A 15,842-nucleotide genomic window follows, 5' to 3' on the forward strand; every position below is an offset into this window, starting at 1 on the left:
CGAACTCCGGTATTGAAATGGTATTAGGCCCTAGAGTAGGCAAGTCATCGCGTGGCGACAAGCGGGCCGATCTTGGGACACTCAAATCAGGCCGGGAGCCAAAAGCTTGTTCGAGGGCATGGCGCCTGTGCCGCTGCGGGCCTCAGGTGCTGGATCCACTCTTCGGTATTGAAATGGTATGAGCAGGTTGCGTGGCATGGCACCGCTCGGGTCGTGTGGCAGGCCAGCTGCTCGAGTGAAATCGAGCCGGCTCAACGTTTCTCAGCTGCGTCGACCGCCGATGCCAGATGCCGCCTGTCCACGGCGAACAGTGACCCACGACGCAGTGGTGGACGCCGTGGCGCTGCGTCGCGGCAATCCGCCGATGACGGATGCGGTATCTCAGCAACCGGCCAATCCCCTGAGCACCAACGGCGCAATGTCGGCCGAAGGCGCTGCCCACTGACGCCTTACAGCGCGTCGCTGTCCAGTTCGCCGGTGCGGATGCGCACCACGCTGCCCAGGTCGTAGACGAACACCTTGCCGTCGCCGATCTTGCCGGTCCCGGCCGCGGTCACGATGGCTTCGACCACGCGCTCGGCCTGGTCGTCGGTCACCGCCACTTCGATCTTCACCTTGGGCAGGAAATCGACCACGTATTCGGCACCGCGATACAGCTCAGTGTGCCCTTTCTGGCGCCCGAAGCCCTTGACCTCGGTGACCGTGATACCTGCCACCCCGCAGCCGGCGAGCGCTTCGCGCACATCGTCGAGCTTGAACGGTTTGACGATGGCCATGATCATTTTCATCGGTGCAAATCCAGCGGCATGACAGGGCGCGCAGCATACCGTGGACGGCCGTAACACTCACCCAGCAGCGTGCGCCCGTCACCGCGGCCGACAGTCGAATGGGACTATCCTTACCGCCTGCCGACTGCCTTGCCGATGTCCCGCGTGTCCGGCCTGCACTAGGCTTCCTACGGACCTGCGGAGAACACCCATGATCGATTTCAACCAGCTCGACGACCTCGCCCGCCGCCTCAGCGACCTGGTGCCGCCGGGCCTGCGCCAATCGCGCGAAGAACTGCAGAGCACCTTCAAGGGCGCGCTGCAGGCCGGCCTGGGCAAGCTGGACCTGGTCACCCGCGAAGAGTTCGACGTGCAGCGCGCGGTGCTGCTGCGCACGCGCGAAAAACTCGACGCGCTGGAGCAGGCCGTGGCCGCGCTGGAAGCCCGCGCGCCTGCGACGACGCCCACAGCGCCGCCTGCCGCTCCCTGACCAGGACCTTCCACCATGAGTCTGGCGCTGGTGCACAGCCGTGCCCGCGTGGGGGTGCATGCGCCTGAGGTTCGGGTGGAAGTGCATCTCTCCGGCGGGCTTCCCTCCACCCAGATCGTGGGCCTGCCCGAGGCCGCGGTGCGCGAATCGCGCGAACGCGTGCGTGCGGCGCTGCTGTGCGCACAATTCGAATTTCCCGCGCGGCGCATCACCATCAACCTGGCGCCGGCCGACTTGCCGAAGGAAGGCGGCCGCTTCGACCTGCCGATCGCCCTCGGCATCCTGGCCGCCAGCGGGCAGATCGATCGCCAGACCCTTGCCGACTACGAGTTTCTCGGCGAGCTGGCGTTGACCGGCGAGTTGCGTGGCGTCGATGGCGTGCTGCCGGCCGCGCTGGCTGCCGCGCAGGCCGGGCGACGGCTGATCGTGCCGCTGGCCAACGGTGCCGAAGCGGCTGTCGCCGGGCATGTCGAGGCCTTTACCGCACGCACGCTGCTGGAAGTCTGCGCCGCGCTCAACGGAAGCCAACCGGCGCCTGCTGCCGAAGTAGCGATTCCGGCGCTCGGCGCGCGCGCGCTGCCCGACATGGCCGATGTGCGCGGCCAGCCGCACGCGCGTCGCGCGCTGGAGATCGCCGCTGCCGGTGGTCACCATTTATTGCTGGTCGGCAGCCCTGGCTGCGGCAAGACCCTGCTCGCCTCGCGCCTGCCCGGCCTGTTGCCGGAATCCAGCGAGGCCGAGGCACTGGAAACCGCTGCCATCACCTCGGTCAGCGGCCGCGGGCTGGATCTTGCGCGCTGGCGGCAGCGGCCCTACCGGGCCCCGCACCATACCGCCAGCGCGGTCGCATTGGTCGGTGGCGGCACACATCCGCGCCCCGGCGAGATCTCGCTGGCCCACAACGGCGTGCTGTTTCTGGACGAATTGCCCGAGTGGCAGCGGCAGACGCTGGAAGTATTGCGCGAGCCCCTGGAATCCGGCCTGGTGACGATCTCGCGCGCAGCGCGCAGCGTGGATTTTCCGGCACGCTTCCAGCTGGTTGCTGCCATGAACCCGTGCCCATGCGGATGGGCCGGCGATGGCAGCGGGCGTTGCCGCTGCAGCAGCGACAGCATCCGCCGCTATCGCAGCCGCATCTCCGGCCCGTTGCTGGACCGGATCGACCTGCATGTCGAAGTGCCGCGACTGCCCCCGCAAGCCTTGCGCAGCGGCAATCTCGGCGAAGACAGTGCCAGCATGCGCACCCGCGTGGTTGCCGCACGTGGACGGCAACTCGCGCGTGCCGGCGCACCCAACGCGCAGCTGGATCAGGCGCAGACCGATCATCATTGCCGCCTGGAGGGCGACGATCAGGTGCTGCTGGAACGCGCCATCGAACACCTGCAGCTGTCCGCACGCTCGATGCATCGCATCCTGCGCGTGGCCCGCACCATTGCCGATCTCGACGACAGTGCGGCCATTGCCACCCGGCATCTGACTGAGGCCATTGGCTACCGCAAACTGGATCGCGCCATGGGTACGGCGAGCGCGGCGTAGCAGCGCCGATCCAAACGCCTCAACGTGGTGGCATTGGTCCACCGTACGACGATGCCGCGCTGTTTCGTTAGGACGTTGAGGAGTTCGAGACGGCCATGCGATCGACCGCTGCGTCCATCGCAGAACTATCTGCTGCCGGTTCGGCGGCAAGGTGCGTGCACGTGCTTGCATCGGGCAGCACTGCATTCGCCGGTACGTCCACACGCTCTCTCCAGCGTCGCAACATCCATTTCATGGCAATGCACGTACAACGTCCGCCACACCACTGCGCAGAGGCCGCCATGAGCCGACTCCCCGACCTAGTCACCGTCCCGTCCCTGGATCTGAATCGCTATCTGGGCACCTGGTACGAAATCGCACGGCTGCCGATTCGCTTCGAGGATGCCGATTGCACCGACGTGTCGGCGCACTATTCGCTGCAGGACGATGGCACGGTGCGGGTGCAGAACCGCTGCCTGACCGCCGAGGGCGAACTGGAAGAAGCAATCGGGCAGGCGCGCGCCATCGACGACAGCAACGCGCGGCTGGAAGTCACCTTCCTCCCCGAAGGCCTGCGCTGGATTCCTTTCACCAAAGGCGATTACTGGGTGATGCGCATCGATGCGGACTACACCGCCGCGCTGGTCGGTGGCCCCGACCGCAAGTACCTGTGGCTGCTGGCAAGGCTGCCGCAGCTGGACGAAAACATCACCCAGGCCTATCTGGCGCATGCGCGCGAGCAGGGCTTCGATTTGGCCCCGCTGATCCACACCCCGCACACCGGGCGGCTGACGGAGCAGCCACTTCCCTGACTGCTGCGCAGAGCTGGCAAAGCAGCCTTCAACCTGCTCGCTAGGGCACGCACTCCGGGCCAGCGAAGGTCTTGTGTCTTTGAGGATCGGGGTTACGGGTAGCTCGACTGTAGAGCCAGACCAACTCTAGAGCGGCTGATCTGCGACTTGGCTGCAGGGCCCTTGCCCGCCTACCATCGCGGGACACGCCGCAAGTACGTCCATGTAGGCTCTTACGCGATGGTAGGCAGGCAAGGACCAGTCGAGATGGTCGGTGTGCATGGAGCAAGCAGGGCAAGACATGGTTGGTCGGATCACTGCATGTGCCACCGGCTTCCCATCCCAAGCCGCGCAGCACACAGGTTTTCAACGCGCAACCGACAAACGTCTCCTCTGCCCGCCACAAGCTCAGGAACACGCTTTCGAGAAAGCAGCCGACCAACTTGCTAGTGCGGGACCCCTGCTGGTTGCGGGACCCTTGGCGGCATCAATGCCGCCAAGGAGCCTATACGGACAGATGCACGGCGTGTCCCGCAAGCGGTGAGGGCGCCGCGCCCCTCGATCTACCCCCTCGCCTATCTGGTATTCGACGATTGGCGACCGGATTGAAGCCCGGCTCAACCGTTGAGCGTGCCCAGATCCTTGGCCGCAGCCTGCGCGCCTTCCAGGCTGTCGAAGGCGACGCCGGTGTCGCCGACCACGTACTTGGTCAGCTCGCCATCGCGGGTGGTTTCCTGCATCTTGAAGATCGGCACTGCATCGGTGCCGCCGACGCGTTCTTTCTGCGTTGTCATGGTGATTCCTCCAGGAAAGTGCCTTGCACGGGGCCGGATGGCGCCGCGGCTCCCGCTTGGGAGCACAGACCACCCGACCCTAGCGCGCTGCCTGGTGCAGGCGCGTGAATCCATTGACGAGGCCGATTACCACACCTGCCGGCACCGTCATTTGCAGAAAATCACATCTGCTTCGCCCCGCGGACGCGCGCAACCCGCGCGTCTGTCGTACATTCGCGACGTGCAGCCTCATCAGTCCACCGTCACTGTCTCCAGCGTCCTCGCGCGGCACGTCCGTGCGCGGCGCAAATACGCCACGCCATTCGTGGGGCGATGCGTGTCAGCGCCGCTCTGCACGGGCTGTTGTGCGTGAGCACGCCTCCACGCAGATGTGGGTGGTGAGGTGAAGCGTCAACGCATCATCAGTCTGACCGTGTTGCTGGTAGTGCTGTGCGCAACGCTTCCGGTCAGCCTGTCCTACTACCTGGCATGGCGGCTGGCGCTGGACCGCGAGGAAAGCAAACTCGCGCAGCTCGCGGCACTGTCGATACGGCGCACCGACACCGCCTTCGACGAGGCGCATGGTGCGCTCCTGAGCATGGCCGCATCGCAGCTGCAGCCCTGCTCCCAATCGCATCTGGGGCAGATGCGCGCGCTGGTGCTGGCCAGTCACTACATCGTCGAACTGGGATACATGCAGCAGGGCCGGTTGCGCTGCACCTCGTGGGGACCATCGCCGGCGACCGTTGCCCACACCACGGCCGACTTCGTGGTCAAGCGCGGCATCGCGGTCACCACGCGGCTGCGTCCGTTGGCCAATCCGCAACACCCGTTGATGGCCCTGCAGCTGCGCGACTACAACGTCCTGATCAATCCGACCACGCTGACCGACATCAATCTGCCGCCCGGCCTGCAGTTGGCGATCGGCACGCCGGACGGGCAGATCCTGAGCAGCACCGGCACTGCCGCCGAGCGGCTGCTGATCGCACCGCCGACCGATGCATCCGGCACCGACGCAGATGGCCAGGTGTTGTCCGGCCGCGACCGCCGCGGCGACTGGGCCGCGGTCGTCACCGAGCCGGCGGCCTATCTGCGGGGGCCGCTGGCGGCGGCGCGGCTGCAGGTGGTGCCGGTCGGCATTGCGCTGGCGCTGCTGTTGGTCAGCCTGGTGATCTGGGTATCGCGGCGGCGGTTGTCGCCGCTGGCACGGCTGGAGATCGCCGTCCAGCGCAACGAGTTCGTCGTGCATTACCAGCCGATCATCGCGCTGGACACCGGTGCCTGCGTCGGTGCCGAGGCGCTGGTGCGGTGGCAGCAACCCGATGGCGTGCTGATCCCGCCCGATGCCTTCATCCCGCTGGCCGAAGAAAGCGGTTTGATCCTGCCGATCACCGATCTGGTGGTGGCCGAAGTCATCCGCGACCTCGGCCCCACCCTGGCGACCGACCCCTCCCTGCACGTGGCCATCAATGTCTCCGCCGAAGACATCAAGAGCGGCCGTGTGCAGACCGTGCTTGCGCAGGCGCTGCATGGCACCAGCGTGGACAGCGGGCAGTTGTGGGTGGAGGCGACCGAACGCAGCCTGATGGACATCGAAGCGGCACGTACCACCATCACCCACCTGCGCGGTGCCGGCCACACGGTGTCGATCGACGACTTCGGCACCGGGTACTCGAGCCTGCAGTACCTGCAAGGCTTGCCGCTGGACGCGCTGAAGATCGACAAGTCGTTCGTGGATACCATCGGCACCCACTCGGCCACCAGCGCGGTGACCTCGCACATCATCGACATGGCCAAGACGCTGCAGTTGCGCACCATTGCCGAAGGGGTGGAACGGCAGGAGCAGCTGGACTATCTGCGCGCGCACGGCGTGGATCTGGCGCAGGGCTGGCTGTTCTCGCGCGCGCTGCCGGCCACCGGCTTCATCGCCTACCACGCACTGATGCGCGGCGCTGCGCACTGACCGGCGCCGGGACGGCGCCCTGCACTGACCTGAACCGTCAGGACGCGCAGTCGACCAACGGCCACGGCAATCCAGGCACCGCGATAAACGTTGTGCGCGCACGGCATGCTCGAATCGCAGCGCAGGTGCTGATCTCACCCGCACGCAAGCTCAAATTGCCCGAAAGCGTGTTGCCCGAGCTGGCGCTACCGCTTTGCGTTCACCCCCTGCCACAAGCACCGATGCTGGGCACCCGACGAGGCGCAATCTCGTGTGGCGATCAAACAGGGACTGACTGCACCCCAAAAAAAGGGCCGCCAAGGGCGTAATGCTGTTCACTTAGGCGGAGCAGCCTTCCGATCTACCGGATAGCGGGTCTTCGAGATCTTCACCGTCCTTGGCCGGGTAGGCCTTGGACGGTGATCGAGGAACAGGCTCGCGATGCCTGAGCGAAGCTGGGATAAGCGTCTTCCTGTGGCGGAAGCTGGATTGGCTGCGGCCATCACGATGAGTTGCACTGCGATGTACTGGCAAACCGGTTTGAATCGGATGTCCGAAGGCGTTTTGCCAAACGCCTCCGCTGCCTGACCGGCTTCACGTCGAATGATGTTGTAAGCCAGCAGCAACCCCCAGACCTCCTGGTACACCAAGTCGATCTTCTTGCTACGTAAGGTCGTCGCGTTGTGCTGCATCGAGCTTTTGATGTCGCGCAAACTCAGTTCGATTTCCCATCGCTCCTGGTAAAGCAGTGCGACAGACTTGGTGCTGTAAGTGGTGACAGGCAACGAGGTCAGCACCGACTTTCTCTTCCCCTGATGCAGATAGCTCACTTCACGTACGTCCCAGTGCGTGGGAAGCGCTGGATTGCGTTTTCTGGCCTGCGGCGAGACACGCATGCGCAGTAACCGATCATCAGTGCCATAACGCGTGATTTCCTCAGCCACCAGGCCTTTGCGTGCTGGTGTCAGCCAGTGGCGTGCAGTGCCAGTGTTGGCTAGCGAAAGCAACAGATCAGCGCTCCAGAATCCTTTGTCGAACAAGGTGACCGAATGGTCGGGAATGGAGTGTAGAAACGGCTCGCTCAAGCGAATTTCGCTGCGCCGGTACGGACTGAGCTGGGCATTGAGCAAGACATGCGAGCGTACGTTCATCAGTGCAACCAATCGCAGCATGGGAAATGGTGTCTGACGGTCCGTGCTGGTATTACCGGAACCAAAATGTTCGCGCAGTTCTTCAGTGTCTGGCGTCCGCAGCAGCGCGCCATCCACGGCAAAGACCTGCAATCCCTGCCATTCATCGCCTTTGTAGCGTTCGCATCCCCACTGCGCCCCAGTCGTTGCAAACAGGTGGTGGACCGGGTCGGCGCCCAGTCGCGCGCGCGCCTGACTGACACCGCTGCGAGCCAACAGATCTTCTGAGGCCAGCCCTTGTGCGCAGATGTTCAAACGACGTGCGACCTCGTGCACCGGTTCGTCACGGAACAACGCCATGCCCAGGACAAGCCACAACACCTGATCACTGGGAAGACGCCGACGCCGGATGCTGGCCTTGGAAGACAGTTCCAGCGCGCTGGCCACCCACTCCACCGGAATATTCTGCGTAAACGTGCTCAGGTCGGAGAAGTTGAACAGATCGCCAAGGTCGAACAGCTGCTGTTGAAGGGACACAAAAAATCCGATACCAGAGGTCTGATACCAGATTTTCGGTAACTCAATTGCTTAAGTGAACAGCATTACGCCAAGGGCGGCCCTTTCGATCAGGCGCTCTGCAAGGCGCCTTCGCGTTGACGGCGTACCGGCTTGGGCCGGCTCGGGAACGCGTGCCGCACGATCCGCCACATCACCTGGCCGAACTGACGCGGCAGCGAGCCGGTGTTGTAGTGCTGGCCGTAGCGCGCACAGACCTGCTTCACCTCGACCGCAATCTGCGCGTAGCGATTGGCCGGCAGGTCCGGGTAGAAGTGATGCTCGATCTGGTGGCTCAGATTGCCCGACAGCACGTTCATCAGCTTGCCGCCGGTGAGGTTCGAGGAACCCCGCAGCTGACGCAGATACCAGTGGCCGCGCGACTCGTTGCGGATCGACTCCTTCGGGAACACTTCCGCATCGGCGGTGAAGTGGCCGCAGAAGATGATCACGAAGGTCCAGATGCTGCGCAGCACGTTGGCGGCCAGGTTGCCCAGCAGCACGGTCAGGAAGAACGGGCCGGCCAGCAGCGGGAACACGATGTAGTCCTTGAGCATCTGGCGGCCCATCTTGCGGCCGACCGGCAGGAACGAGGCGCGCAATTCGGCCGCCTTCATCTTGCCGGCGAACCAGCGACCCAGGCGCAGGTCCTGGATGGCCACGCCCCATTCGAACAGCAGCGCAAAGAACACCGCCACGAACGGCTGCAGCAGGTAGAACGGGCGCCAGCGCTGCTCGGGGAAAATGCGCAGCAGGCCGTAGCCGATGTCGTCGTCCATGCCGCGCACATTGGTGTAGGTGTGGTGCTTGAAGTTGTGCGTCTTGCGCCAGTTGTCGCCGGTGGCAACGATGTCCCACTCGTAGGCGTTGCCGTTGAGCTGCGGATCGCCCATCCAGTCGTACTGGCCGTGCATGACGTTGTGGCCCAGCTCCATGTTCTCCAGGATCTTGGACAGGGTCAGCAGCACCACGCCGGCGATCCACGCCGGAATCAACACGCTGTGCACGAACGCACCCAGGAACAGCAGCGCGCGACCGGCCACGCCGGTCCAGCGCACAGCCGCCACGATGCGGCGGATGTAACGAGCATCGGCAGCGCCGACCTGGCTCTGCACGCGGGCGCGGATGGCATCGAGCTCGTCGCCGAAGGACTGCAGTTCGGCAGCGGACAGGGCGCGGTTATGGACTCGGCTCATGAAGATTCCTTACAGATCCAGGATCAGGTCAGTGCTCGGGGCACTGATGCACAGGCGGACCTGTGCGGTGGGTTCGTTGCTCCGCTCACCGGTCAACAGGTGGCGCGTGGTGCCGGACTGGCGCGCGCAGGCGCAGCTGTTGCAGATGCCCATGCGGCAGCCGTACTTCGGGCGCAGGCCTTGCGCTTCCAGTCCTTCCAGCAGCGACTGGCCGCGCGGCAGGCTGAGCGTACGGCCGCTGCGTGACAGCTGGACCTGCACGTCACCGGTTTCGCCGTCTTCCAGCGTCGGCACGCTGAAGGCTTCGGCCTGGAACGCGGCCACGCGGCCCTGCAGGCGCGCACGCGCCGCCTGCACGAAACCGCCCGGCCCGCAGACCATGACGTGACGGCTGGAGAGATCGGCAATCTGCTCCAACGGATAGGTATCGATGCGCGCCGCCGGCGTGGCGCCTTCGCGGGTGGTCAGCAGCCGTACGCGCAAGCGCGGATGGGCGGCGGCCATCGCCTCGAATTCGTCGACGAAGCAGGCTTCGTCGCGCTGGCGCACCCAGTAAAGCAGGTCCACGTCCATCGGCATGCCGGCCTGCGCGGCGGCCTGCAGCAACGCGCGCATCGGGGTGATGCCCGAGCCGGCCGCCAGCAGCAACAGCGGCGTCGGGGTGGTCGGCAGCAGCATGTCGCCGAAGGCCGGATCCAGCGACACCACCGTCCCGATCGGCGCAGCGCCGGCCAGGTAACGGCTGACCAGCCCGCCCTCGATCGCCTTGACGGTGATCGCCAGGCGGCCATCGGCCAGCACGGTCGGGCTGTAGCTGCGCAGCAGGCGGCGGCCGTCGATCTCCACGCCCAGGCTCACGTGCTGGCCGGCCTGCAGGCCCTGCCAGTGGCCGTTGGGCCGCAGCACCAGGGTCACCGCGTCGCGGCTGGCGGCCGTGCGCGCGACCAGGCGGGCCATCGGCCGTTCCAGCGTCCACAGCGGGTTGAGCCGGGTCGCCCAGAAGTCGAACAGCTGCGGCGACACCAGCCGGCGCGCCAGACGCGTCGGCAATGGGGACTTGGACTTGGGAGGAGATGCCAGGTTCATGGATTGCACTATACGCATGCATGCACATCCGTGTATACAGTTGTATATCGATCAGAGGAGCTATGATTCAGGCCCACGCCCGGCTGCCGCCTCATGACTTCCATCGCCCTGCCTTCCCAAGACGCGCCGCCGTCACGCAAGCCGGCGATTTCACGCGAGGACCTGATCGCCGCGGCGCTGTCGCTGATCGGACCGCACCGCAGCCTGTCCACGCTGAGCCTGCGCGAGGTGGCACGCGAAGCCGGCATCGCGCCGAATAGCTTCTATCGCCAGTTCCGCGACATGGACGAGCTGGCGGTGGCCTTGATCGATCTGGCCGGGCGTTCTTTGCGCACCATCATCGGCCAGGCCCGCCAGCGCGCCACCTCCACCGACCGCAGCGTCATCCGCGTGTCGGTCGAAGCCTTCATGGAACAGCTGCGCGCCGACGACAAGTTGCTGCATGTGCTGCTGCGCGAGGGCGCAGTGGGCTCGGATGCATTCAAGCAGGCGGTGGAGCGCGAGCTCAGCTATTTCGAAGATGAGCTGCGGGTGGACCTGATCCGCCTGGCCGCCGCCGACAATGCCAAGCTGCATGCACCGGCGCTGGTGTCCAAGGCGATCACCCGGCTGGTGTTTGCGATGGGCGCGGTGGCGATGGACTCGCCGCCGGAAAAAGATCCCGAATTGATCGAACAGATCTCGCAGATGCTGCGCATGATATTGACCGGCGCACGCACCTTGGGCACGCACGGCGGGTGAGCGTGGTTCGACGTTGGAGGCCTGCGTGCCTGCCCCGCTTTCATCTATGACGCTTGATCGTTGAGCGCTGCAGCCTGGCTGGCTGCGTACGGATTACATCGCACGTCTGCACTGTCAGTGCGTCAATGACTTTGTGGTCATGATGGCGCAGTCCACCTGCGTTGCCGCGTCGAGCGTCATTCGAGCGCCCGTGCATCGCCATGGTCGCAGGTACTGCGTTTCGCAAAGCCAGCCAGAAATAGTGATCGATGCAACAGCTGCACTGCCTGCTCGCGTAGGAAGGTATTTCAACGACCTGCAGCGCGCTACGGTCGCACGTTCTGCAGACCACTGCTTTGCGGAGAAAAGCTTGGCGTTATCGGCTGACGACGTGGTCGAGATTATCCGTCTACACCAATAAGTCGAGGCCTTAATCAAAAGACCCGCACGATGAACTTGCTTGAGCGCGATGTTGCAGGCCGGCGTCAGCAACCTCATCCATACCGATAGATGCACAGTTCAGTCTTGTCGCGACGATACTCACGTCCAAGCACATGCGTTTCACTCCGCCCTGTCCAAGGTGGCGCCACGTTCGCGATCTGCTCGACAGACGCACCTACAGGCACCCCGGAGACGACATGAGCAACCACGACACCCCTCTCGACAAGCAGGAACGCAAGGCCGAAGCGCAGGATCTGAATCGTGATCCAATCTCCGGTGCACCCGGTTCGCATCCGGTGGGTGTCGGTGTTGGCGGCATCGCAGGCGGCGCTGCCGCAGGCGCGCTGGCCGGCACGGTGTTCGGCCCGCTGGGCACCTTGATCGGCGCTGCGGTGGGCGTGGTGGCCGGCGCTGCAGCCGGCAAAGGCGTGGCCGAGCGCCTGGATCCGACGGTGGAAACCGAATACTGGCGCCAGGAACATCAGAACCGTCCTTACTACAAGGAAGGCACCGATTACGACCGCGATTACGCCACCGTCTACGGCTTCGGCCTGCAGGCGCGCGAAACGCGGCCGACCAGCACCTGGGAAGAAACCGAAGCGACCCTGGCCGGCGAGTGGCCGCGCAATCGCGGCGAATCGCGGCTGGAATGGGAAGAAGCGCGCCTTGCCGCGCGCGATGCCTGGGAACGTGCCGATCGCACGCACAGCGTCTATCGTGAGGGCGATACGCATTACGAAGGCCGCTTCGACAGCGCGAGCTATCGCGATGCCGAGTATTCCTATGACGATTATCGTCCGGCCTACCGTTATGGCATGCAGGCGCGCCAGCAACATGCCGGCCGCCAGTGGGACGACCATCTGGAACGCGACCTGGGCGATGGCTGGGACCGGTTCAAGTCCAACTCGCGTCTGAGCTGGGAAAAGGCCAAGCATGCAGTGCGCGAAGCCTTCGATTCCGAGAATCACGATGAGGCGGCACGTCGCAACCCGACCGATCCGCGCGTCTAAGTCATGACAGCCTGGCGTTAAACAACGCTCACACTGGAAAAAGAACGGGCCCGAGGGCCCGTTCTTTTTTGTCAAAAGCGCCATTAGGCACGAGACGCGTTGGCGAACGCTCGAATCAGCTGGAGCTGTTCTCCACCGCGCGGATATCGCCACGGAACTCGTTCGCGCCTTGCCCAGGCGAGGATGGCGCATCGCTCTGCTGCTTGAGCCTCTGCTTGCGCGCGGCCACCACTTCCTTGGCCAGCGCGATGCGCCGGCCGACCACCATTTCGGTCAGCCAGTCGATCAGCGTACGCGTGTATTCCTGCTGGTGTTCCTTGACGCTCAATGCGTGATCGGCACCGGCAATCACGCGCGCGCTCAGCGAGCGCGCATTGACGAAGGCATTGGCGTAGTTGCGCAACACCGGATGCGGCACGATCACATCGTGTTGCGCCTCCACCAACAGTACATCGCCCCTGTAATCGGCACAGGCCGCCAGGGCGATATTATCGTCAGGGGTCAGCACGCGTTGCCGGTAGTCCATCAACTCCGGATCGGCGTTGAGGCTCACCTTGGGGTGATCCCAGTGCTCGTCCTTGTAGAGCGCGGGCGAACGCAGCGCCAGCCATTCCACCGGGCGTTCGCGCGTCAGCAATGCTGACAGATAGCCGCCGTAACTGAGCCCAACCACCGCGATCGACTGCGGATCGACGTACGGCAGGCCAGCGAGCTGATCGTAGGCCGCCTTGATGTCGTCCAGGTTCTGCGCGCGTGTCACGCTCTGGCGCATCGACGCATAGCCTTCGTGACCGCGCAGGTCGAAGGTCATACAGATGCAGCCCAGGCCAACCGCTTCGCGCGCACGCACCAGGCTGTGGTGCTGGCTGCCGCCCCAACCATGGACGAACAACACGGCGGGAATGCCGGTGGGCGTCAGCAAGGTGCCGCTGAGTTCGTCCTGGTCGACCGGGATCTGGATGCTGGAAAGTTTGGCTTCCATTATGGGGTGAATACCTTCCTGTATTTGAAGCGTGGACCCGGCCCGGCGCGCTCTGCGCGGTAGTAGATCTGCGCATCCGCGGGCGGTTCGCCCTGATAGATCTCATGCGTGGATGCGTGCACCCACCGCAGATTGGCGTCATCCTGAAAGCTGGAGATCGCGGCAAGCTCGGCCGGTGTCGCGCCGCCGACGCGCCAGGATTGCTCCAGCACACCGCAGACCGGACCGGCCTGCCCATCGTCGCCGCTGACCACGTCGTAGTTGCGCCGCGAGATGTGCAACCCAGGATAGGCGGCGGTGATGAATCGATCGTATCTGCAGGCCTGCTCGACCACGCGCTGTTGCAGCGACGGTAGCGCGGTCATGGCCAGTGCCTCGAGCGATCCGCGATACACATGCAGCGACGAGCCGCCGTAGACCTCTTCATCCTGCATGTTGCGCACGCTGCATTGCGTGCCGTAATAGGCGATCTGGACACCAGCCACGCAGAGCTCGCCAACGCTGTGCGTCACGGGCTGCAGGATATTGCGCTCCAGCACCGCGCCATGCGTGCCCAGATAGTGCTCCGGCAGGCTGTCCAGCACCTGCGCGAGGTGCGCTGCGCCGGCGATGCGCCATTGGCCATTGCCACCCACGCCGGTCGGCAGTTTGAGTCGCACACCGCCGTCCGGAAGCAGGATCTCCAATGCACGCAGGGCATCGATGCGCGAAAACACCGTATAGCCCACCAATGTAGCCGGGATCAGCGCGGTGGCCAATGCCTGGTTCCATCCGGCGATGCTGGCTGCGTGGTCGCCAATGAGCGGGTGGCCGATCACCTTGGTCGCCAGGAAGGCATGCGGCACGATGCCGCCCAGCAGGTCCGCCGCGTCATCGATACCGAGTCCATGCGCCTGTTCCGAGGTCAAGGTCTCATCGGGCACATGAAACACGGTCTTGGGGACAGCATGCTTGGAGTCACTGGCATGCCCTGCGCCGCGTACGCCCAACAATCGCGCAATTTCACCGCAGACCCAGGCATGCGTGGCACGCTCGTGACCGTACTCGGGCACCGGCCGCGTGACATGCCCCACGACCTGGCAGTACTGCTTGTGCGCCATCACGTCTCCCCTCGCAGCGTCGAGCTGCGTGCCGTTGCTGGCTTGTTCAAACAGTTGAGACGCACGCAGGCATTGATGCAGCGCTACGCGATGCCTGGGAGAACCGGCTTATTTCAGCGTCAGATAGAACGCAAATACGATCGCAAGGACGACGATCAAGCTGATGGCGACACGTCCCCCTCGTAGCTCCACCAAGGCATGCCACCACACGCGTGCTTCGGAGGTACCGCTGGCGGCTTGCGGCTTACGGCTGCTTTCGCTGTCCTGCATCCTGAGTACTCTCATCTCCCTAAAGTCATCCCACATCCTAAGCATCAGACGTTACACAAGTGTGGAACGATTCAGAATCTTCCGTAAATTGCGGCATTGCGTGGGCGTTTTATCGCTCATCAACGCAGCTACTAGCCGATGCGCGATGGCAAGTCTCGTACCTCGATTGCCGACATTGCAGCCAATGCAATCGATTGCTGGCTGTTGCTCAGCACGACGCTACGACTTCGATCACAACTGCAGTCCACGCGCGACATTGCCTGCATACGCAGCGTGTAGAGGCGCAAACGCAAGCTGACCAGTTAAGCACGCACCACCGCAACGCGTTGAATAGTCGTGTTCGATGATCATTCGTTGACACAGCCGCAGTTACCCTGCATGTCAAGTTTGTTTAACCCGGACCACGCGAAGTCATGAGCAGAGACCCATCCGTCATCGATGTACAAGCCGAAATCGCGCATTGGCAGGCGCGGCACGCCCAGGGCAACTTGGGTGCAGGCAAGTTCAGCGAATTGTCCCCGGTGGTGAAAATGGCCTGCGATATCTACCTACAGGCGCCGCGTTCGAGCGATCAGGAACGTCTGCGCCTGTTTCGCGACCGCCTGGAGCATCACTTCATCTCATCCAGCACCCAGTCCAACTACGAACAGTTGGCTACCGATTGCTGGCAGCGGCTGGGCACACGCAATAGTTGAGCAGCACGTATTGAGCAGGACCGTTACTCATTGGAGAGCATCATGAAAACCCCGTATCAAGTGCAGCAGGAGCTGGAGCGATTGGAGCGGCTGGTTCCGCACATCGTCAGCGACCAAGGCGACCGCGCGGAGGACATCCTAGGCTTCCATGTCGCCAGCTTGCTGGGCAGTGCCCCGGCCAGCGAACACGCTTTGATTCGCGAACGCACCGCACGCATGGCGCGCGTGTGCCGCACCGCACAGGACACCGTGCGTACGCCAGCCAGATCGTTGGGCCTTGGCGCAGCCGCCCAGGCGCAGCTGGCCTGACCGGCAGGCGCCGATCCACGCATCACCGGAGCCGCGTAGCGGCTCCTTTGCATTTCACCGTCGGCAGTAT

Annotated in this window: 16 protein-coding genes; 9 read left to right on the forward strand and 7 right to left on the reverse strand. The window is 64.2% G+C overall.

Translation table 11 applies throughout. The features are described from left to right. Positions 1-310: 310 nt before the first annotated feature. The gene (locus XARJCFBP2528_RS24315; RefSeq protein WP_016904464.1) at positions 311-445 is read left to right on the forward strand and encodes a hypothetical protein; all 135 of its coding nucleotides are present in this window, start codon (positions 311-313) and stop codon (positions 443-445) included. 4 nt (positions 446-449) lie between these two features. Here XARJCFBP2528_RS24315 and XARJCFBP2528_RS20440 read toward each other — a convergent pair whose 3' ends face one another. Continuing rightward, positions 450-788, reverse strand: a complete 339-nt coding sequence (locus XARJCFBP2528_RS20440) for a P-II family nitrogen regulator (protein WP_016904463.1) — start codon at positions 786-788, stop codon at positions 450-452. Positions 789-978: 190 nt separating this feature from the next. Between XARJCFBP2528_RS20440 and ubiK the strand changes: the two genes are divergently transcribed. From ubiK to XARJCFBP2528_RS20455, 3 genes are all read left to right on the forward strand, one after another. After that, positions 979-1,257: a ubiquinone biosynthesis accessory factor UbiK gene (gene ubiK, locus XARJCFBP2528_RS20445; RefSeq protein ID WP_016904462.1), complete on the forward strand. Its 279-nt coding sequence runs from the start codon at positions 979-981 to the stop codon at positions 1,255-1,257. 15 nt (positions 1,258-1,272) lie between these two features. Next, positions 1,273-2,793, forward strand: coding sequence for a YifB family Mg chelatase-like AAA ATPase (locus XARJCFBP2528_RS20450; protein ID WP_016904461.1), 1,521 nt, complete (start codon positions 1,273-1,275; stop codon positions 2,791-2,793). A gap of 281 nt (positions 2,794-3,074) precedes the next feature. Beyond that, the gene (locus tag XARJCFBP2528_RS20455; RefSeq protein ID WP_016904460.1) at positions 3,075-3,584 is read left to right on the forward strand and encodes a lipocalin family protein; all 510 of its coding nucleotides are present in this window, start codon (positions 3,075-3,077) and stop codon (positions 3,582-3,584) included. 596 nt (positions 3,585-4,180) lie between these two features. Here the strand turns inward: XARJCFBP2528_RS20455 and XARJCFBP2528_RS23945 are convergent. Beyond that, positions 4,181-4,357, reverse strand: coding sequence for a hypothetical protein (locus XARJCFBP2528_RS23945; RefSeq protein ID WP_010374782.1), 177 nt, complete (start codon positions 4,355-4,357; stop codon positions 4,181-4,183). A gap of 382 nt (positions 4,358-4,739) precedes the next feature. Here XARJCFBP2528_RS23945 and XARJCFBP2528_RS20465 point away from each other — a divergent pair, with 382 nt between their 5' ends. Next, positions 4,740-6,299 (forward strand): EAL domain-containing protein, encoded by a 1,560-nt coding sequence (locus XARJCFBP2528_RS20465; RefSeq protein ID WP_016904459.1) that lies wholly within the window; start codon positions 4,740-4,742, stop codon positions 6,297-6,299. Positions 6,300-6,613: 314 nt separating this feature from the next. On the opposite strand, the gene XARJCFBP2528_RS20470 is transcribed toward XARJCFBP2528_RS20465, so the two are convergent. The 3 genes from XARJCFBP2528_RS20470 to XARJCFBP2528_RS20480 all read right to left on the reverse strand — a co-directional run bounded on the left by XARJCFBP2528_RS20470 (position 6,614) and on the right by XARJCFBP2528_RS20480 (position 10,245). After that, positions 6,614-7,945 (reverse strand): IS4 family transposase, encoded by a 1,332-nt coding sequence (locus tag XARJCFBP2528_RS20470; protein ID WP_016905121.1) that lies wholly within the window; start codon positions 7,943-7,945, stop codon positions 6,614-6,616. Positions 7,946-8,034: 89 nt separating this feature from the next. Continuing rightward, positions 8,035-9,159 (reverse strand): fatty acid desaturase family protein, encoded by a 1,125-nt coding sequence (locus tag XARJCFBP2528_RS20475; RefSeq protein WP_016902667.1) that lies wholly within the window; start codon positions 9,157-9,159, stop codon positions 8,035-8,037. 9 nt (positions 9,160-9,168) lie between these two features. Next, a complete protein-coding gene (locus tag XARJCFBP2528_RS20480) occupies positions 9,169-10,245 on the reverse strand; it encodes a ferredoxin reductase (RefSeq protein WP_026064359.1) in 1,077 nt (358 codons plus the stop codon). Between the two features lie 93 nt (positions 10,246-10,338). Between XARJCFBP2528_RS20480 and fabR the strand changes: the two genes are divergently transcribed. After that, a complete protein-coding gene (gene fabR, locus XARJCFBP2528_RS20485) occupies positions 10,339-10,986 on the forward strand; it encodes an HTH-type transcriptional repressor FabR (protein WP_016902665.1) in 648 nt (215 codons plus the stop codon). Positions 10,987-11,603: 617 nt separating this feature from the next. Then, a complete protein-coding gene (locus tag XARJCFBP2528_RS20490; protein ID WP_016902664.1) occupies positions 11,604-12,416 on the forward strand; it encodes a hypothetical protein in 813 nt (270 codons plus the stop codon). A 115-nt stretch (positions 12,417-12,531) separates the two neighbouring features. Here the strand turns inward: XARJCFBP2528_RS20490 and XARJCFBP2528_RS20495 are convergent, their stop codons facing one another. Both XARJCFBP2528_RS20495 and XARJCFBP2528_RS20500 read right to left on the reverse strand, forming a co-directional pair. Further along, positions 12,532-13,398: an alpha/beta hydrolase family protein gene (locus tag XARJCFBP2528_RS20495; protein ID WP_016902663.1), complete on the reverse strand. Its 867-nt coding sequence runs from the start codon at positions 13,396-13,398 to the stop codon at positions 12,532-12,534. After that, positions 13,398-14,498: a DUF3182 family protein gene (locus tag XARJCFBP2528_RS20500; protein ID WP_016902662.1), complete on the reverse strand. Its 1,101-nt coding sequence runs from the start codon at positions 14,496-14,498 to the stop codon at positions 13,398-13,400. Before XARJCFBP2528_RS20500 ends, XARJCFBP2528_RS20495 begins: the two co-directional genes overlap by 1 nt. A gap of 683 nt (positions 14,499-15,181) precedes the next feature. On the opposite strand from XARJCFBP2528_RS20500, the gene XARJCFBP2528_RS20510 reads away from it, so the two are divergent. Further along, entirely contained in the window at positions 15,182-15,463 is a 282-nt protein-coding gene (locus tag XARJCFBP2528_RS20510; protein WP_016902660.1) for a hypothetical protein, read from the forward strand. A 42-nt stretch (positions 15,464-15,505) separates the two neighbouring features. Further along, complete coding sequence (locus XARJCFBP2528_RS20515) at positions 15,506-15,772, forward strand: hypothetical protein (protein ID WP_026064358.1); 267 nt, start codon at positions 15,506-15,508, stop codon at positions 15,770-15,772. The last annotated feature ends 70 nt before the right edge of the window (positions 15,773-15,842 follow it).

The sequence above is a fragment of the Xanthomonas arboricola pv. juglandis genome, assembly GCF_001013475.1.
GTDB lineage: Bacteria > Pseudomonadota > Gammaproteobacteria > Xanthomonadales > Xanthomonadaceae > Xanthomonas > Xanthomonas arboricola.